The sequence below is a fragment of the Nostoc sp. DSM 114167 genome (assembly GCF_052692655.1).
Genome location: NZ_CP195116.1, coordinates 5,693,974 through 5,712,603, shown reverse-complemented (window position 1 = coordinate 5,712,603; position 18,630 = coordinate 5,693,974). Strand labels below are relative to the sequence as shown.

Annotated in this window: 13 protein-coding genes and 1 pseudogene; 2 read left to right on the top strand and 12 right to left on the bottom strand. The window is 41.0% G+C overall.

Going from position 1 to position 18,630, the window contains the following annotated elements:
• Positions 1 to 95 precede the first annotated feature (95 nt).
• The 9 genes and pseudogenes from NSTC731_RS24315 to NSTC731_RS24275 form a co-directional block, all read right to left on the bottom strand.
• Positions 96 to 4,766 (bottom strand): response regulator, encoded by a 4,671-nt coding sequence (locus NSTC731_RS24315; RefSeq protein ID WP_445627166.1) that lies wholly within the window; start codon positions 4,764 to 4,766, stop codon positions 96 to 98.
• 221 nt (positions 4,767 to 4,987) lie between these two features.
• Complete coding sequence (locus NSTC731_RS24310) at positions 4,988 to 6,313, bottom strand: hypothetical protein (protein ID WP_445627165.1); 1,326 nt, start codon at positions 6,311 to 6,313, stop codon at positions 4,988 to 4,990.
• A 282-nt stretch (positions 6,314 to 6,595) separates the two neighbouring features.
• Complete coding sequence (locus NSTC731_RS24305; RefSeq protein WP_094351406.1) at positions 6,596 to 6,808, bottom strand: CopG family transcriptional regulator; 213 nt, start codon at positions 6,806 to 6,808, stop codon at positions 6,596 to 6,598.
• Between the two features lie 55 nt (positions 6,809 to 6,863).
• A pseudogene (locus NSTC731_RS24300) lies at positions 6,864 to 7,451 on the bottom strand (response regulator transcription factor); the annotation flags it as partial.
• Between the two features lie 22 nt (positions 7,452 to 7,473).
• The gene (locus NSTC731_RS24295) at positions 7,474 to 10,182 is read right to left on the bottom strand and encodes an MGH1-like glycoside hydrolase domain-containing protein (protein ID WP_445627164.1); all 2,709 of its coding nucleotides are present in this window, start codon (positions 10,180 to 10,182) and stop codon (positions 7,474 to 7,476) included.
• 317 nt (positions 10,183 to 10,499) lie between these two features.
• On the bottom strand, positions 10,500 to 10,955 hold the full coding sequence (locus tag NSTC731_RS24290; RefSeq protein WP_445627163.1) for a VOC family protein: 456 nt from the start codon (positions 10,953 to 10,955) through the stop codon (positions 10,500 to 10,502).
• A 143-nt stretch (positions 10,956 to 11,098) separates the two neighbouring features.
• The gene (locus NSTC731_RS24285; RefSeq protein ID WP_445627162.1) at positions 11,099 to 12,094 is read right to left on the bottom strand and encodes a glutathione S-transferase family protein; all 996 of its coding nucleotides are present in this window, start codon (positions 12,092 to 12,094) and stop codon (positions 11,099 to 11,101) included.
• 139 nt (positions 12,095 to 12,233) lie between these two features.
• On the bottom strand, positions 12,234 to 14,282 hold the full coding sequence (locus NSTC731_RS24280) for an amylo-alpha-1,6-glucosidase (RefSeq protein ID WP_445627161.1): 2,049 nt from the start codon (positions 14,280 to 14,282) through the stop codon (positions 12,234 to 12,236).
• A 184-nt stretch (positions 14,283 to 14,466) separates the two neighbouring features.
• Positions 14,467 to 15,108 carry a GNAT family N-acetyltransferase gene (locus NSTC731_RS24275; RefSeq protein ID WP_445627160.1) on the bottom strand — a complete coding sequence of 214 codons (642 nt, stop codon included), beginning with the start codon at positions 15,106 to 15,108 and terminating at the stop codon, positions 14,467 to 14,469.
• Between the two features lie 133 nt (positions 15,109 to 15,241).
• Here NSTC731_RS24275 and NSTC731_RS24270 point away from each other — a divergent pair, with 133 nt between their 5' ends.
• Positions 15,242 to 15,775, top strand: coding sequence for a hypothetical protein (locus NSTC731_RS24270; protein WP_445627159.1), 534 nt, complete (start codon positions 15,242 to 15,244; stop codon positions 15,773 to 15,775).
• Positions 15,776 to 15,840: 65 nt separating this feature from the next.
• Here NSTC731_RS24270 and NSTC731_RS24265 read toward each other — a convergent pair whose 3' ends face one another.
• The 3 genes from NSTC731_RS24265 to NSTC731_RS24255 all read right to left on the bottom strand — a co-directional run bounded on the left by NSTC731_RS24265 (position 15,841) and on the right by NSTC731_RS24255 (position 17,278).
• Positions 15,841 to 16,641, bottom strand: a complete 801-nt coding sequence (locus tag NSTC731_RS24265; RefSeq protein WP_445627158.1) for a PD-(D/E)XK nuclease family protein — start codon at positions 16,639 to 16,641, stop codon at positions 15,841 to 15,843.
• Positions 16,642 to 16,731: 90 nt separating this feature from the next.
• On the bottom strand, positions 16,732 to 16,956 hold the full coding sequence (locus NSTC731_RS24260) for a hypothetical protein (protein ID WP_445627157.1): 225 nt from the start codon (positions 16,954 to 16,956) through the stop codon (positions 16,732 to 16,734).
• An 82-nt stretch (positions 16,957 to 17,038) separates the two neighbouring features.
• Positions 17,039 to 17,278, bottom strand: a complete 240-nt coding sequence (locus tag NSTC731_RS24255) for a hypothetical protein (RefSeq protein ID WP_322693998.1) — start codon at positions 17,276 to 17,278, stop codon at positions 17,039 to 17,041.
• 788 nt (positions 17,279 to 18,066) lie between these two features.
• Here NSTC731_RS24255 and NSTC731_RS24250 point away from each other — a divergent pair.
• Complete coding sequence (locus tag NSTC731_RS24250; RefSeq protein ID WP_445627156.1) at positions 18,067 to 18,615, top strand: PadR family transcriptional regulator; 549 nt, start codon at positions 18,067 to 18,069, stop codon at positions 18,613 to 18,615.
• The last annotated feature ends 15 nt before the right edge of the window (positions 18,616 to 18,630 follow it).

Here is an 18,630-nt window from a genome sequence, read left to right as displayed (position 1 = left end):
CCAATCGGTGACAATTTCTATCTGAAAAATAGAAAATTAATAATGAGAAATATAAAATAAGTGTTTATCCAGTGAATTTATTAAGCAATATTATTTCAGGTTGTGGCGTTACTATCTTGACAATTCAAAAAATCTTGGATGCGTTTAATAAAGTCATCTAACTCTACGATTAAGTTACTAGAACCTCGACGCTCTTGCTTATAAGCTAGTTGTTCTAGTTTTTCGGCTGCCAGATGCATGGTTGTAATTCCCATATTGGCACTAGAACCTTTAATTTGATGACCTTGGAGTATTATTTGCTCAAAGTCATGAGCTGCGATCGCTATTTTAATTAACTCTAGACGAGATTGAATATCCTCAACAAATATTTGCAGTAGTTCCAATTCAAATTCTGGGTTGTTTTCCGATAATTGGTGTAAGCGTTCCCAATCAATTGGGAGGTTAACTGCACCGACATTTGTTGTATAAACTGTTTGCTCTGTGGCAGTTGTTTCTTTTGCCTCGAAGATCGCATTTCCCCAACGCTCTAATGTCAACGCCAATTTTTCTTTTATTACTGGCTTGCTCAAATAGTCATCCATTCCGGCATCTAGACACATTTGTTGGTCTTCTTTCATGGCATTAGCTGTCATTGCAATTACCACCGGACGATAACCACTAGCAAAGTCACTTTCTTGCCAACGATGAATTTCTTTTGTGGTTTCTAAACCATCAAGAACTGGCATTTGGCAATCCATCAGAATTAAATCGTAGGGAATTTTTTCTAATAGCTGCAAAACTTCTTTCCCATTACCAGCAACATCAGCGCTATAACCCAGACTTTGGAGTTGCTTCAGGGCAACTTTCTGATTCACCAAATTATCTTCAGCCAAGAGAATTCTAAGTTTAGAGGAGTCACAATAATAGTTGCGGTTTTTTTCAGAATTTTTCAGTTTTAAGTCCTGAATTCTGACTTCTGACTCTTCTTCTGGCTGCGTTCCTAAAATAGTCACGATCGTATCGAGGAGTCGGGACGGCTTAATAGGTTTGACTAAATAAGCCGCAAATCCTATTTTTAGCGCTCGTTGGATTTCATCGCGTTGATTAGTAGAGGTAAGCATAATTAAAGGTAGCCCAGCGATCGCTGAATTTGCTTTAATTTGTTCTCCTAAAGTCATGCCATCTATTTTTGGCATCTGCATATCAATCACAGCTATGTCATATAAATTTTTTTGCTTGGCAGCTTCCTGAATAGCTTTGAGGGCAGTAGTAGCCGAAGCCGCTTGATCCACCAGCATTCCCCAACGAGTAGCTTGATGGTAGATGATTTTGCGATTAGTAGCATTATCATCCACCACTAACAAGCGGCGATTGAGCAAAAGTTCGCGTTCGCCTTCTAAAGAAATAGAGTCAAGTTGCATGGCAAGAGTTACTTCAAACCAAAACTTAGATCCTTTCCCCAAGCGACTTTCTACACCCATTTCTCCTCCCATCAAGCTTACCAGTTGCTTGCAGATGGCTAATCCCAAACCTGTGCCGCCATATTTCCGGGTAGTGGAAGCATCTACTTGGGTAAATGGCTTAAAGAGTTTGGATTGATCTTCAGGGGTAATGCCAAGACCGGTATCTACGATCGCAAAATAGATGGTGGCTGTAGTCAAGGAAAGCGATCGCAATTCTGCTCGTAATACGACCTCACCTTTGCTGGTGAACTTGATTGCATTGCTAATCAGGTTCATAAGAATTTGTCGCAAGCGGCCGGCATCGCCTTGGAGGTGGGTGGGGACGTTGCTGTAAATTAATCCTGCAATTTCTAATCCCTTATGATGGGCTGAGGGAGCCAATAACTCCAATACTTCTTCTACACAGGTAGATAAGTCAAAATCTAGAGTTTCTAGTGCCATTTCCCCAGCCTCTAGTTTGGACAGATCCAAAATTTCGTTGATCAGGCTTAAAAGAGCATCGCCACTAATGCGAATTGTTTCCATAAAATCCCGCTGCTCGGAATTTAGGGGAGTATCTAACATTAAGCTTGTCATTCCTAGCACAGCATTCATCGGAGTCCGAATTTCATGGCTCATGTTGGCCAAAAAGGCACTTTTGGTTTGAGAAGCTAATTCAGCTTGGTGACGAGCAATTTCGAGTTCTCGTCGTTGTTGAGTTTCTGCATCTAACATTTGGGCTTGGGCTAAGGCAATACCTACTTGATCGGCTATTTGCCGTAAAAGATGAGTTTCAAAGCTAGACCATTGGCGGGAACTGCCGCACTGATGGACAATCAGCAAACCGCAGAGTTCTTCTTTGACAAGAATGGGTATGACTAAATTACACTGGACTCCAAATTGTTGCAGTAATTCGAGATGGTTTTTTTGGACTTCAGCTATATCCAAGTCAGCAAGCCCCAGATTCGGTTTTTGACGGTACTGTTGTAGATAGTATTGTTGGATGTATTCGGCTTGAAAGTAAGCATTGACTAGCTCTTTCTCTTTAATTGCTAGCCAGCCAGAAATTACTGCCTCAACCACGGTAGCTCCAGAGCCATCAGCCAAAGGCTGATAAATCAAAACTCGATCGCTATGGAGAATTTTTTGCACCTCGGTGACAGTGATTTGGAGAATTTCTTTGATTTGCAAAGACTGACGAATTTTGAGGGTGATTTCAGTAAATAGTTGCGATCGCAAGTTTTGGCGTTGGAGTTGTTCTTCTGCCTGCTTGCGCTCAATAAACTGCCCTACTTGCTCGCCAATCAAATTCATGACTTTTGCCAAATCTGGGTCAGCTTGCTGGATTTTATGGCTAAAGCAGGTAATCACACCGATGATTTTTTTACCACTACAGATCGGAAAACCAAAAGCTCCGTGCAGTTGTGCTTCGGCAGCGATTTGAGAGCGGATAAAACTCCGATCTTTAACGACATCAGCAATCCAAACAGGTTCAAGACTAGCCCAGACACGCCCAGGCAGCCCAATTCCTGGTGCAAATGTAATCTGCCGACTGAGGATGTCAAACTCTTGCATCTCAAAGGAGATTTTATACCATGAATTTAGCAAAGACAGTAGATTTGCTCGCCCATCTACCATCCAAAATTCACTAAAATCCCATCCCAAACTTTCGCAAATTCCTTGCAAGATTTGGGGCATGGCTTCGTTGATTGTGGTTGACTCTGCTAAGATCCGGGTTGTAACATACTCTGCTTTGAGATGCTGTTCAGTTCGTTGGCGTAAGCGAAGTTCCTCAAAGACATCGCTGATGTCAATACCTGTAGCAACAATGTATTCAACCTGCCCCTCATAGTCTTTCAAGGTAGTGTTAGTCCAAGAAATAAGTCGCCGGCTGCCATCCTTAGTTACCCAATAGTTTTCGTATTCTTTGGGCGCTTCACCAGATCGCAACTGCTCAAAAATTGCTTTAACCGGCTCTACCTGTTCAGGAAGTAGAAATAGGTTCCAGAAATGCCTTCCTTTCACCTCATCAAATGAGTAACCAGTAATTTGTTCGCAAGCTTGATTGAAGCGAACGATTTGCCCTTCCGTGTCAAGAACTATTACCAAAGCGCTGGTTGTATTCAGGACTGTTGAGATAAAGTTGCGTTCTTGATTGAGTGTTTCCTCTGTTAATTTCCGCTCTTTTCCTTCACGGTAAATAAAGTAGTAGACTATAGCCAGAATCAAAAAACTTAGACAAATCGCGATCGCCAGTGTCAAAACCGTGTTGTTAGCACTGGCTTTTGCAGCTTGTGACTGCTGTTGAAGCAACCCTCTATCCTGATTTTCTATCTCATGAACGATCTTGCGGATATCATCCATGAGATGTTTTCCTTGATTTGTCTGGATTACCTGCAACGCCGCCTCAAATCCCTGATTTTGACGTAGGTATATAGTCTGCTTGAGTATGGCAAGTTTTGCAGCTATCAGAGATTCAAGGGTTGCGAACTGCTTTTGTTGGTTAGGTTGATCTGCGATTAAATTTTTCAGTTTTACAATTTTGCGATCGATGTTTCCAACTACTGCTTGATAAGGTTCTAGATAACTTTCTTGTCCAGTGAGGATGTAACCACGTTGTCCAGTCTCAGCATCTTTCATCTCAGACAGTAATTCTTCTAGTTGATTGATTTTCTCTTGGGTTATTAGTACTTGCTTATTCGTATCAATCAATATACATGTGTTTTGATAAGAAATCACGCCAATCAAAACTAAAACTGCCGATGCTAACCCAAACCCTCCAGCTATCCTTTGAAAAAATTGTTTGCGTGTCTTCTGGGACTGTTTGCGTGTATCACTTGCCAATACCAAATTTGCTAAATTGCGGCGCATTTCTAGTTGCTTAATTACCTGGCGACCAATAATTCGTAATGCTTCAACTTGTTCTAGAGAGAGGTTTCTTGGTACACGATCGATTACACAAAGTGTTCCTAGTGCATATCCTTCAGGGTTAGTTAGCGGTACTCCAGCATAAAACCGAATATTCGGATCTGAGGTGACTAGGGGGTTTGTCGCAAACCTTTCGTCAACTGTTGCATCAGATACAACAAAAACTTCAGGTTGCAAAATAGCATGGGCGCAGAATGCCAAATCACGGGGTGTTTGTAGCGCATCCAAACCAACTTTTGACTTGAACCACTGACGATTAGTATCAATTAAGCTGATTAAGGCAATGGGAGTTCCACAAATATATGAGGCTAAACGGGTGAGGTCGTCAAAGGCTGCTTCCGAAGGAGTGTCGAGTATTTTATACTGCAAAAGAGATTCGATTCTCTGTGTTTCGTTATCAGGTAATGGTGCTTTCATTCTCCAGCCTTATACCATTTTGGATTTAAAAAACAGAATTCAGAATGGTGAATTTATAATCAAGTAGTTAGAAGTTAGAAATTAGAAGTTAAAATTAAAAATACTTTAATATTCAAAGTTTGTAACTTTCAACAAATCAAAAAATCAAAAATATATAGAGCTTGATTCTATATTCATTCTGAATTCTGACTCCTGAATTCTGACTCCTGAATTCTTTTTTGTTAAAACTTGACCCGCAACTGTCCTGTGAAGGAATTACCACCGTAGGCGCTTCCACCGGTTTCTTGATTGCGGACATTACTAAAGCTATAGCCCAAGTCTGCTTCTATACTGGGCGACAGTTTTACCGTACAGCGCGTTTGATAGGTATTGGCGTTGTCAAATTCTCCTTTAAGTCGCTGCCGTCCTAAGTTGGCAGCGAGGCGACAGCGTAAGAATTTTGCAATATCTCCCTCCCAAGCTACCTCACCGTTGTAAACTAGAAAATCTGGTGGAGAAAAATAACCGCTAGTGCGTTCTAAATCGCGATCGTAACTCCAAGTGAATAAGTTAGCTGCCAAAGAAAATTGTCCGAACTTGCGCTCTAACCTACTAAAGGACTGCACATCGGAATTACCATCGTTGTAACTACCCAAACGCAATGACGAAAATAAGCTGGTATTACGGTCAATCTGCCAGTATAAATCAGGCCCAAATCGCCAAGCAGTAATTTGATTTTCTAAAGTTCGAGCATTAGATTTATAAGGCCCTTGTTCTAAATTACCTGATATTATTACTGCCGATAGCAATCGACCTGATGACGAAACTCGCGGCGGCGAAATGGGAGCATCCACTTTAACATTGAGATTGATAGCTGTGGGTAAACGATTGAACACATCGACTCCAGCTGCTGTTTGTAGAGTCACTTGTCCAATTTTTCCTTGCCATCCAACTTGCAAGGGAAAATTGGTAATTGATTCAATACCGCGTTGCTCAAAGAAGTTAAAACCTGTCTTGAAAAATATTTTATTGCCATTTCTCAATCGAAACTGAACTGTTGGTTCTAGGAAAAAATTAGTTTGACCAAAGTTGTCTGTCTCATAGTAATAGTCCGTATCAATACTTTCCAAAACTGCATCCGGCGTTTTTGGTTTGGTGGAAGCTGTCGGCGGACTAGAATTCTGCTGCGGTGGTTCGGGTAGCGGTGGCGGACTAGAATTCTGCTGTGGTGGTTCGGGTAGCGGTGGTTCGGGTCGCGATGGGGGTAATCGCAAATCAGGATTGAAGTTTTCCGGTGCTGCGAGCAAAATAGGTGTTGGTTTTAATCGATAGGGGAGTGGTTTTGAGTATTGTGCTGACTCAGGATTTGCTGTGGTGACTTGCTCAGTCAATCCTAAAGGTGATTTCCAGGTCTGATGTGCTTGGGCTGCTTGTAATTTAGCTTCTGATAATATCCAAATACCTAAGCTACAGATTACTCCCAATTGAATCTGTAGGCATCCCAAAAGAAATACAGCGTACAAACTATATCGAGAAACAAAGAGATAAGGTCTAAAACTAGATACCATCGGTTGATACTATATGTATAAATGCAAAACTTGCTGCCAAATAGTTTTCTGGCTGCTAGCTGATGTATTCGGACTGGGATTATGATGCCCATAATCGATGCTTGTTAAAACATAGGAAAGATAAAAGGCGTAAAAGCCTTAATTTGGCGGGATATAGAAGTTCACAGGTGCATAAAGTACATATCAAAACCTCACCCCCAACCCCTCTTTTTATCAAGAGGTTGGGGGTGAGGTTAAGCTGTAGCTGATTCTGATTAGGAAACGCTATGTTCGAGTCGATAGTTAGTGTGATTTTGACGAACTGCCAACAGTGATTTTTGAGTCTGCTGTTCCCATCTCAGAGTTTTCAGCATTGTCAACCTCAAGACTTCGGAGCAACTCTCGAATTACATCTGTTGCTGGTCTTCCTGTGAGAGTACAGTATTGTTCAAGTTTCTTCATTTCCTCGGTTGTGAGATTTACTGTCAGTCGTTTAACAGCCCATTTTTTCTTCATAATTCTCTTTTATTTTGAATATGTTGCTTTTCTTGAAATCACCAAGTGATTACGATTACTCCCGTAGTGCATAGCCTACACCACGGACTGTATGAATCAAACGTCTTTCATTATTTTCTTCTAACTTGAGTTGCAAATAACGAATATATACTTCAATAATATTAGAATCAGCCATGAAATCGTAACCCCAAACTTTCTCTAAAATTTGCTCTCTAGTAAATACTTGACAAAGATGTGAAAGGAGATATTCTAATAAATCAAATTCTTTTGCTGTTAACTGAATGCTTCGTTTTTCCCGAAATCCTTCACGAGTGCGCTTATTTAAGCTTAAATCTTCAAATTGCAACAAATCCTCGTCTGTTTCTTGCGTGCGCCGCAGATGAGCGCGAATTCTAGCTAATAGTTCCTCAATGCTAAAGGGCTTAACTACATAATCATCGGCTCTTGCATCTAATCCGGCGACGCGTAGACGCTTCATCGGCTTGCCGTAGGCATCGCTTACTTCATCTTTTGCTGTCAACAAAATCACTGGTACTGTACTACCTGTTGTTCGCAAACGCCGATAAATTTCCCAACCCGTCAACCCTGAAAGCATCCAATCCAGAATTGCTAAATCTGGTGAGGAGTCTCGGCAAGATGGTAACAACAAACCTTTTTGGATGTTATTATGTTAAAGCGATCGCATCTTTATCCTTCTCTATTTCTGGTTCTTGATGCTGTGCTTCATATTCACCAAATTGCTGGATTAATTTCGCAACTAAGCCTGTCCAGCCAGTTTGATGACTAGCACCGATTCCGGCTCCATTATCACCATGAAAATACTCATAGAATAAAATCAGATTTTGCCAGTGGGGATCGTTTTGAAACTTTTGCATTCCACCATAAACAGGACGTTTACCAGAGGCATTTCGCAAGAAAATTTTGGTTAATCGTTGAGATAATTCTGATCCAATTTCCCAAAGTGTCATCATTTGACCTGAACCTGTCGGACATTCCACTTTGAAATCGTCTCCTAGATAATAATGAAACTTTTGCAGAGATTCAATTAGGATGAAATTCACCGGAAACCAAACGGGGCCGCGCCAGTTAGAGTTACCACCAAATAAACCACTAGTAGATTCAGCCGGTTCATAATCAACTCGAAATTGCGAACCATTGACATCAAAAATATAAGGATTTTCGGCATGAAATCGAGAAAGCGCTCGAATGCCATAAGAGCCAAAAAACTCGCTTTCATCCAGCATTTTTTGCAGAATACTTCTGAGCTTATCTCTGGAAACGATCGCCAGTAATCTCCTCGCACCCACTCCTTTTGTTTCCATACAAGCCACATTTTGCCGCAAATCAGGACGGTTTTGGATGAACCATTCCAATCGCTTTTTAAAACCAGGAAGCAATTTTAAAGTTTCTGGTTCTATAGTTTCAATGGCAAATAGAGGAATTAAACCTACCATTGACCTAACTTTTAAGGTAATTTGTTGTTCGGGTGAATGCAGGACATCGTAGTAAAATCCATCGGAATCATTCCACAAACTGGCTTCTATTTCGCCGATGTTATTCATCGCATCGGCAATGTAAAGAAAATGCTCAAAGAACTTGGTAGCAATGTCTTCGTAAACAGGATTAGTCTTGGCTAATTCTAAAGCGATCGCTAACATATTTAAACAATACATTCCCATCCAACTCGTACCATCAGATTGGTCAATATGTCCGCCAGTAGGTAAAGCTGCGCTACGGTCAAATACGCCAATATTATCTAAACCGAGAAATCCCCCTTGAAAGACGTTATTACCCTGTGTATCTTTGCGATTTACCCACCAGGTAAAATTCAGCATTAGTTTCTGAAATACCCGTTCTAAAAACTGTCTATCTGTTCGTCCGTAAATCTTCTGCTCAATCTTGTAAATGCGCCAAGTTGCCCAGGCATGAACAGGCGGATTAACATCACCAAAAGCCCATTCATAAGCAGGAATTTGCCCATTGGGATGCATATACCATTCCCGTGTTAAAACATCCAATTGATACTTAGCAAAATCAGGATTGATCATTGCCAAAGGAATAGTATGAAATGCCAAATCCCAAGCTGCAAACCAAGGATATTCCCACTTATCGGGCATAGAAAGAATATCTTTATTGTAAAGATGAAACCATTCCCGATTTCTCCCTTGTTGGCGTTCTGGAGGTGGTGCTGGTGTATTGCGATCGCCTTTCAACCAATCCTCTATAACATAGTGATAATATTGTTTACTCCACAGCATTCCAGCAAATGCTTGTCGTTGCACATTTCGCATATCTTTATTGAGAGGAAATGGTGTAACGCGCTGATAAAATTTATTTGCTTCCTGTTGTCGTTCCCAAAAGATGATATCGAATTCTTTGCCAAATGGCTCAACTAAATTAGGTACGTCACTCAATCGCAATTTAACGATTTTAGTTTCATCTGCACCAACTGTCAACAAATAATCGGCAGATGCTTTAGTGCCAACTTTATTTGGGTTTATTGCCTCTTTTTTACCCTGAACGATATAGTCATTAATGCCATCTTTGACATAAGCAGACGAATTAGAATAGCCAAACAATCGCTGATAATTTGTTTCGTTTTCTGTAAAGAGAATTTCGTTTGCTTCTTGACAATACAGCCACCTTTCACCTAAAGTTGGATGAAACGCCTCAATTAGATTAAAGCCATTACCAGATTCGACCTCTTTTAAAGTAGGTTTACTGATATCCCCATTCCAACACCAAGTATTACGAAACCAGAGAGTAGGTAATAGGTGTAGGGTTTTTGCTTCCGAGCCTCGGTTGATTACTTTGATTTGGATGAGAATATCTTCAGCATCATTTTTGGCATATTCGATAAAGACATCAAAGTAACGATTTTCATCAAATATACCTGTATCTAGTAATTCAAATTCTGGCTCTTGGCGATTTCTGCGTTGATTTTCTGCAACCAATTGGGAGTAAGGAAAGGCTTTATGGGGATATTTGTAAAGCGCTTTCATATAAGAATGGGTAGGAGTATTGTCTAGATAAAAATAATATTCTTTAACATCTTCCCCATGATTTCCTTCGCTACCAGTTAGACCAAAAAATCTTTCTTTGAGAATAGAATCTTCGCCATTCCAAAGTGCGATCGCAAAACAAAGTCGTTGATGATTATCAGAAATGCCAGCAATGCCATCTTCACCCCAACGGTAGGCGCGAGAACGAGCCTGATCGTGGGTAAAATAGTCCCAGGCTGTACCGTTGTGACTGTAATCTTCGCGCACCGTTCCCCATTGGCGATCGCTTAAATATGGTCCCCATCTGCGCCAATGAGCTTTGTGAGTTAGGGCTTCTGCTAATCTAATTTCTTCTTGGGTTAAAATTGTCATAATATCACCCTATGCATATCTGTATTTTAGTCCAGTTAATTTGCTATCTGGAGTATATAGCAGAAGGCAGAAGGCAGAAGGCAGGAGGTAAAACATTACTATTCCTAACATCCACGCTTGTCATTATGTCCTAACCTTTAATTCGCTTGCTATACTTTTTCTATCTAAGATAGGGCTGAAGTTGTAATTAATAATTGATAGTAAAACTGGTATACTAATAAAATTTGCGATCGGACGATCGCAAGTTGAAAATAAGCAGACGAGAGCGGCACTATTTATTAACCACAAACAGCAAAGGGACTAACGCTAACTTCAACCTATTGGTTGATAGTCTCTAGATATGGTCGCGGTTGGTGAAAACCCTGAAGTGAAGCATCGACGATGAGACAAACTTCGATATGCATACCATCAGGATCGGAAAATGACAAGTTAAGTACTGGGCCAAGGTCGGCGATCGCGCCATCACTCACACCTCGATCTATAAGTTTGCGGCGGATAATCTGGAATGCTGATTCTGTTGGGGCATTCAAAGCTAAGTGGTCGATGTGTCCTCGTTTAAACATATCTGGCAATCCAGAACTATGAATATTATTAGGCATCTCTGCTGCGTGAAGTACGCTCTGCGATCCAGCTAACAGAAGTGCGTGACGAAAGGCTGGGGTCGTCTCTTGAAAGATTACTGGCATCTCGAATACATCAGTATAGAAGTCGATAAAGCGGTCGATATCTGCTGTCACCACTGCAACATGGTGGATACCTGATACAAGGCTCATGGTGTTACTCCAGTTGGATTATGCAATTTATTTTCTATGAATAGGGAGCGATAATACCAATTCAAAATTCAAAATTCAAAATTCAAAATTAAGAATTCAGACAGGACAAGGGTTTAGGGCTGCCTATCTGTCGCATTCTTTTTTCAAATTGGTATAACTTCTCTACGAGACGCTTTAGTGAAGCGGTCGCGATCGTGCTGTTGGTCAAAATCAACGATCGGCCCCTTCGGCACAATTCGATTTGGATTAATATCAGTCATGCTCATGTAATAGCCGCGCTTGGTATAGTCTAAATTGCAAGTCGCTTTGAACTCAGGACGCTGATATAGGTCTAGTAGATAATTCCAGAGATTTGGATAGTCGATAATTCGCCGCAAATTGCATTTAAAGTGACTGTAATACACTGAATCGAAGCGATACAGAGTTACAAACATACAAATATCGGCTTCAGTAAGTTGATTGCCACATAAATACCGTTGCTGGCTGAGAATGGCTTCCCATCGATCTAAACTCTCGAAGAGTTCAGTTACCGCATCTTCGTAAGCTGCTTGGGAAGTCGCAAAACCAGCGCGATATACACCAGCATTGATTGGCAGATAAATTGCATTGATCGTTTGATCAATCTGATGCTGTAGATCGCGTGGGTATAAGTCTATTTTTTGTGTTGCCAATTCCCCAAACTCTACATCAAACATCCGCATGATTTCGCGAGATTCGTTATTGACGATTGTTTGAGTTTGCTTATCCCACAATACCGGAACAGTAACTCGTCCTGTGTATTTGGGATCGGCTTTCAGATAAATATCTTGCAAATATTGAGTGTGATTTACCCAGTCAGGAATAGCTCCCGGTGCTTCAGAAAACATCCATCCCTTGTCGCTCATAATCGGATCGACAATAGAGACTGAAATGGCATCATTCAAACCTTTGATTTCTCGCATAATTAAGGTGCGATGCGCCCACGGACAGGCTAAGGAAATGTAGAGGTGATAGCGTCCTGCTTCTGCCTTAAACCCACTAGAACCATCGGCGGTGACGCGATCGCGAAACGTTGTCGGCGTTTCCTTGAACTTACCGCTGGGATCTGATTTATTCCCATTGGTTGTCCATTTGCCTTCGCTCATCATTCCTGACGGCATAATTTCCTCCTGACACTAAGGCGTGTCTATAAACTTTTGAGGATTACTTCAGCATTACGTCTTTCCTTTTCTGAAGGATGTTAATTTCTTAAAAATTCTTGACAAAATCGACTTTGTAGAAACACCACAGTTCGGCCTATCAACTCATTGTCGCCAACCAAGCACGCAAAACCTCTGCTACTGTCCATGCTTGGGCAATACATCCCCGTGGAGTCATCGGAGCATCACCATCAAAAATTTCGCTGAGACTGCCAACACCGTGTGCAGTGAGATGATTAGCCATTGGTTCCAAAAATTGACGAGCCTGCTCAGGATTTTTGTAGACGCGCAAGTGTGCTAAGACGAATGGCCCCAACAACCAACCCCAGACGGTTCCCTGATGGTAAGCTCCATCACGTTGATACTGATTGCCACCGTATTTACCCTGAAATTGAGGACGATCGGGGGAAAGCGATCGCAACCCATAAGAAGTCAGCAGCGATCGCCCGCAAGCTTCGACCACACCCTTCTGCTGGGTAGGTGTGAGCGCACTTTCTGGTAATGATACAGCAAATATTTGGTTAGGACGTAACAACCCATCATCACCATCAGGACTGTCTAAAACGTCATAGCAATAACTCGTCTCTTCATTCCAGAAGCGAGAAAATCTATACTTTGCCCGCTCTGCCATTGCTTCATATTCTTGGTGTGGTTTACCAAGCTGACGGGCAAACTTTGCCATTGTCCGTAGAGCATTATACCAAAGGGCATTAACTTCAATCGGTTTGCCAATTCGGGGCGTAACTACCCAATCGTCAACCTTGGCATCCATCCAGGTCAGTTGTACGCCTGCAACGCCTGCATAAAGTAAGCCATCGGCGGCATCGAGATGAATATTGTAGCGTGTACCGCGACAGTGCCAATCAATGATGTCTGCAAGTATGGGAAAAAGTTCACCAAGCAAAGTATCATCGTCCGTAGCGCTGTAGTAAGCGCGGACTGCTTCAAAGTACCAGAGAGTGGCATCGACTGTATTATATTCTGGTTGCTCGCCCGCATCAGGAAAGCGATTAGGCAGCATTCCCTGGTCTACATATCTGGCAAAGGTGCGAAGAATTGAGCGTGCTACCTCTGGACGACCAGTGGAAATTGTCAAACCAGGTAGACTAATCATGGTGTCGCGTCCCCAGTCGCTAAACCAGTGATAACCAGCGATGATGGTTTTGCCGTAGGGGTCTTCTGGCAATGAGCGATCGACAATAAATTGGTCAGCAGCTAATACTAGGTGGTCGATCCAGTCAGGTGATTCCTTAGTCTTGAGGGGTCGATTAGTTTTCCAAAATCCTGTTAACTTCTGCTCTTGAGCGCGACGTAACTTTAGTGCCGCTTCACCATTGAGATTTGGTTGTTTTTCTGTGCTGGCTACAAATGCGTAGGCGCAGCCCGTCGTAGACATCGCTTCCCCAGGATTGAGTGTAACTTCAAAAGTGGCGGCGTGGAGGTGGTCTTCTCGATCTCTCAATCCCCGATAGCGTTCAACTGCCAAGTCAAAGTCATGATACCAATTATGAATAACAGATGTACTAACACGTGAAATACTGCGTAGCTTGCCGCTGTAGGCATCGCCTTTAGGTGAATCACTCAGTAGATATAGTGGTACAGCACCCGGATAAGCAGTTACACAAATCCCCTGTTCTACCTCCTCAACAGACATTTGCCAACCATTACTTTGAGTGTCGCTGTGATAATCGCGGTAGTTGACTATTGCTTTGAGCGTCAACTTTAGAGGTTGAGTGGCACGACGCAAAGTATACTGGACATAAGTTGTGTTCTGGCCTTGTTGCATCCACACCCGTTTTTCTAATAAGGCATCGGCAATCGCAAAACGCCATACAGGAATTGTACCTTCCAGAGAAAAACGTTCAATATGCTGATAACCGTGCGGACTGACAATACCATCTGCCCAACGATTGGTGTCTAGAGAATAAGAGCGGTTATCATACAATACAGTTTCATCTAGTTTTGTCAGCATTAAAGTGCGACCCAGAGGTGGTTTCAATGCTGCTACCAATAGTCCGTGATAGCGGCGAGTCAATAAACCAGCCACAGTCCCAGAGGCGTAACCACCAATACCGTTAGTAACTAACCATTCCCGCGATTCTGCAATGTCAAGATTACCGCAAATTTCCCGCCCAAATTCTATACACATAAGTCACACCATTTTGCTCTAAATTCAAAATTCACAATCGCCATCATGCTTTTCTCTCTGCGTTTTCTATGCGTCTACGGTTTAAAAGTCATTTATTGAATTACAGAGGCGCAGAGAACACGGAAAAAAGAGGAATTATTGTCCAAAAATTTTACCCAAATTAAAAGGCTACTCCTAAGTTTTATTAGATTGGGGATTGATCCTCAGTTATTGAAGATTCATTTACTAGAGGATTGAGGACGACTTCATTCGCTACACTATCAGCTTTACGGGCACGAATTGCTGGACGAGATCGCCTATAACCTGCTCTTTCAGCTTTTTGGTGTTCGTAATCAATCAATCTGCCATAATATTCATGCTTGCTTAAATTCATCGACAAGAAAATATGCTGGCGGATATTACCAAAACCTTTGCGGTTAAAAAACTTTAATGCTGAAGTATTGGTGGGGTCAGTATCTACCAGCATAAACCGCGCCCCATCTTCAATCATCCGGGCAACAACTTTATCAACCAACTTGTCTGCAACTCCCCGACGCTGATACTTCGGACTAACTCCCAGCCATAAAATATATCCATAAGTCCAGGATGCTTTGGTGATGATAGTTCCCAAAACGAATCCTGCTAGTTCCCCGTCTGTTTCAGCCACAAGACAGTATTCTGGATCGGTGTTATAAAGTCCAATCACTTCCCATTCATCCCAGGTGCGGTATAAATAAGGATATAAATCGCTGGTAAATAACCCTTCTCCCAAGTGATAAACGGGAGCAATGTCATCAATTCCTAATTCACGTACATAAATTGCTTCAGTTTCATCAAAAGTTGACATAAATTTAGAAGTTGTGATTTATTTTCATAGATGATTGCGGAATTTTAGCGTTCTCAACTATTTCAAAAGATTTATTTTGTGAGCTAACACCACTATGTTAAATTTTGGCGACAAGGAATTTTAAAAAATGTCAATGGAGCATAAAGCATTTGTCTTTGATTACGATGCGTTTATTCAAGAATTAGCTGAGATTTTAGAAAATGCACTTGTTATTAACCAAAGAAACGAATTAATCACTTTTATTGAAAATAACTTTTCATACCTTAAAAATCCTGATGAAGGCGAACCTTTAGATTATTCATGGAAAGAAATGCTCGATACAGAAGATATAAGCCAGTATGGTGATTTTGCAATTACCAAGTATTATAATCCTCAATGTGATATAGGACTTGGCTATGATTGGTTGCCTCTCTATGATATGCTACTCAATGAACTGGATAAAGATACGTCTCCCTTATTAGGTAAAAATTTCGGCATTCCTGGAAACTATTTTAACCCTGGCCAAATAGGATCGTATTTTCAATCTCTTGAGCAAGTGAAGAATAACTTTGAATTGCTTAATTGGTTATTGAATGAAAAAAAAGAGCATTTACCGAATCTAGCTCTTTTAATAAAAATGCTTTCAAATGCTTTAGAGTCAAAAAAAGGGCTTTACATTACTTTTTGATTTTCCACAAGACTCTACAGATATAATGAATCTGTTTTAGCAACAACAAAATCTTGCGGATCAAATCAAAGTGAGACTTCTTGAATACTGTCAAAATTTGGCAATGAGTCTTTTATTGCTTCTTCAGTTACTTGTTTGCGATCGCAACGTTTGGCAAACTGACAATAATCACAGTTTTTGCTACCCTCCACCACTTGGGGAAACTGCTGGTTATTCTGGTAATTTTCCAGCCAATGAGTTAACTGACTTAATAGTTGATTAAGTTTCTTTCCTATTTGTGCGTGTTGAGCAGTACTGTAATTAAATTTAATATTTTGCGGTTTGCCCTCAGATTGGACAAACCAATAAGTCATAGAAATCTTTTCTGGCAAATAGTCGCTAGTTTCTGCCAAGACATACATATAAAGCCGTGTTTGCCAGTTGGATTCTAACTTGCGTTTATTGGGTGGTTTAGGATAAGTTTTCCAGTCGAGAATTTGCGCTTGTTGGTTATCTGCAATCAATAAATCATAGATAACTGTGAGCAAATAATCCTGAACTTGCAGAGTCCGGTAGTGTTCGCTTTCACGGAAAGTTTGATTATCAGATGCAGCCGTTAAAATTTCTGGTGCTGCATCAGCAAAACCTAGCATCCAGCTTTGCAGTTGAGCATCTGCTTCCAGGAAACTATCAATTGGCAAACCCATTTCTCGCTGCTGCATTAGCAAGTGAAAACGACTACCCAAAGTTTGCCGTTCTTCTTGTTCTGGATTTGAGGGAGAATTAAGTTTTTCGAGATAGGTATGTTGAAATTTACGCGGACAAGCTTCTAGTAAGTTAAGTTGTCCTTGAGAGAGTCGCAATAGTTGAGTGGGAGTTGACAGCATTCTTCTATTTTAAAAGTAAATTATAATCCGCAACTCACCTTTGGCAGACTATCTGTAAAAAACAGGTATTTTTTACTGCCTTTACATCTGCTATTTCAACTCGTCTCGATTTACCTCATCGTGGGGAGCATCGGAATGTTTACTTTTTCCTTGGGACTTGATTGAGCCAAAGCTGTAGGCTATAGCTATTTTAACTATGTCAAAATATGCTGGGTGATTAGCTTTGTTAACGATCGCCAAAGAAATTGACCCTGCCACTAAAATAATTAAAAGTGGCGAAAGTGTTTCTACTCCAGAGCCGTTGTTATTAGGCATGATATAATCTCCAAGTGAAAAGATTACGAAGCCTTTGGCCGATCTTCACTCAGCTAAAGGCTATTTATGGTCAGTATGAGCCTTAACCCCAAGACTCGAAGATCATGGCGATCGCAAATAGACAGACTAGAAAAATCGCTATCTTGGCAACCCATGACCGTAGACTTGCAGATAAAAGCATCCCAACTATCGCATTTGCCCCAAAAGTGTGAGACACAACAAAGGCTATTCCCAGCCCCAGCAGCCCCAGCAGAAAATATTTCAGTCCTATACAGAACCACCTGAACAACAGATTATCGTTATCTTTGAGACTGGGTTTCATAGTTTTTTTCCTGTTTTGAAAGTTGAATCTAGGTAGCAGTTCGCGCTCCCCCGACCACACTAAAGAAACAGTGAATTTCCACAGTTTTGCTCCCACCAAGTTGAGGTACACAAAAGTCCTACTCCTGAGTGGAGTGGGAATACCAATAAAGGTGGTCTTGATATTTGCAGATTATGAAAAATTAAGCTCTTTGATGAATTTTCAGGGCAATCTGGATATCAAAAATTAGGCGCTCAATGCGCGTAGTTGCATAGAAGGTGTACTACGCACATTGAACCCTTGAAATTCCTCCAGGTAATTTGTATACAAATTGCCTTTTTCAGAATTTGCAGTTCCAGCCTTTGCCTTTCTCTTCGACTCACTAAGTTTCTTTTAATTCACCCTTAACCTTATTAAGTTACCGTGGTTTCTACTGCTAACTATAAAGTAACTTAGTTTAGTTGTTAGGTCAAGTAACAAAGTTACTAAGTTATTAAACTTTAGTAACTTAGTTACTAGAGTCAAGATAAACTGTAGAGAAAATTATTTAAATAGCATAAGATACTACAAATCCGGCTGTAGTCTCCAAATGAATCCTCACTTTTAGCACTAAGGGACTTTCAAATAAAAAAATACTCAACTACCTATTGTGAGGTGGGCATCTCACTCGCTTGTAACTAGCCCACAGGTAACTTATGCGGCTTGGCCTTTACGGGATCACAGAGAATCCTGACAATTGAACCTTGGGTACTTGGCTAAAAAAGCTCAATTTGATATTGTTGATCGACATATCAAATTGATATATCAAAATGCTGAAGTTGGCAGTATTAGGTTTATTACAGCGAGAACCATTAAACGGTTATCGGCTCAAACAGCAACTAGAGATGTTTATGAGTTGCAGTATTTGTGTCAACTATGGCGCGATTTATCCTCTTTTGAAGCGCATGGAAGAACAAGGTGAAGTGATTTTATGTGCAGAACAAGGAGAAGAAGGTGGACATTGTGCAAAGGTATATGAGATTACACCCCTCGGCAAAAACACTTGGTATGAAGAGATGTTGGCATATCCTCATGAAAGCTGGGTAAATGCGCGATCGCGATTTCTAATCAAATTTTTTTTCTTTAGCTATTTATTACCCGAAGAACGAGTCCAGTTAATCGAACATCGATTGATGTCATGTCAGTTACGCCTTGCAGAGAAAAAAGCACTAGAAGTTACTGATGATTTATATCAAAGGAAAGTACGAAGGCGTGCGGTTGAAGTCATCAAATCAGAAATTGAGTGGCTAGTTGAGCAACTCAAAATAGAACAACTGCAATTAGCTCAAACGCCAACCTCAATCAAGAGTGCTGAGTAATGAGTGATGAGTGAT

What these genes read in the sequence shown, in the direction of transcription:
- NSTC731_RS24270 (WP_445627159.1), top strand. Translation starts at nt 15,242, where the DNA reads ATGGAGCATAAAGCATTTGTCTTTGATTACGATGCGTTTATTCAAGAA.
- NSTC731_RS24295 (WP_445627164.1), bottom strand. Translation starts at nt 10,182, where the DNA reads ATGACAATTTTAACCCAAGAAGAAATTAGATTAGCAGAAGCCCTAACT.
- NSTC731_RS24250 (WP_445627156.1), top strand. Translation starts at nt 18,067, where the DNA reads ATGCTGAAGTTGGCAGTATTAGGTTTATTACAGCGAGAACCATTAAAC.
- NSTC731_RS24290 (WP_445627163.1), bottom strand. Translation starts at nt 10,955, where the DNA reads ATGAGCCTTGTATCAGGTATCCACCATGTTGCAGTGGTGACAGCAGAT.
- NSTC731_RS24310 (WP_445627165.1), bottom strand. Translation starts at nt 6,313, where the DNA reads ATGGTATCTAGTTTTAGACCTTATCTCTTTGTTTCTCGATATAGTTTG.
- NSTC731_RS24265 (WP_445627158.1), bottom strand. Translation starts at nt 16,641, where the DNA reads ATGCTGTCAACTCCCACTCAACTATTGCGACTCTCTCAAGGACAACTT.
- NSTC731_RS24280 (WP_445627161.1), bottom strand. Translation starts at nt 14,282, where the DNA reads ATGTGTATAGAATTTGGGCGGGAAATTTGCGGTAATCTTGACATTGCA.
- NSTC731_RS24305 (WP_094351406.1), bottom strand. Translation starts at nt 6,808, where the DNA reads ATGAAGAAAAAATGGGCTGTTAAACGACTGACAGTAAATCTCACAACC.
- NSTC731_RS24315 (WP_445627166.1), bottom strand. Translation starts at nt 4,766, where the DNA reads ATGAAAGCACCATTACCTGATAACGAAACACAGAGAATCGAATCTCTT.
- NSTC731_RS24260 (WP_445627157.1), bottom strand. Translation starts at nt 16,956, where the DNA reads ATGCCTAATAACAACGGCTCTGGAGTAGAAACACTTTCGCCACTTTTA.
- NSTC731_RS24255 (WP_322693998.1), bottom strand. Translation starts at nt 17,278, where the DNA reads ATGAAACCCAGTCTCAAAGATAACGATAATCTGTTGTTCAGGTGGTTC.
- NSTC731_RS24275 (WP_445627160.1), bottom strand. Translation starts at nt 15,108, where the DNA reads ATGTCAACTTTTGATGAAACTGAAGCAATTTATGTACGTGAATTAGGA.
- NSTC731_RS24285 (WP_445627162.1), bottom strand. Translation starts at nt 12,094, where the DNA reads ATGCCGTCAGGAATGATGAGCGAAGGCAAATGGACAACCAATGGGAAT.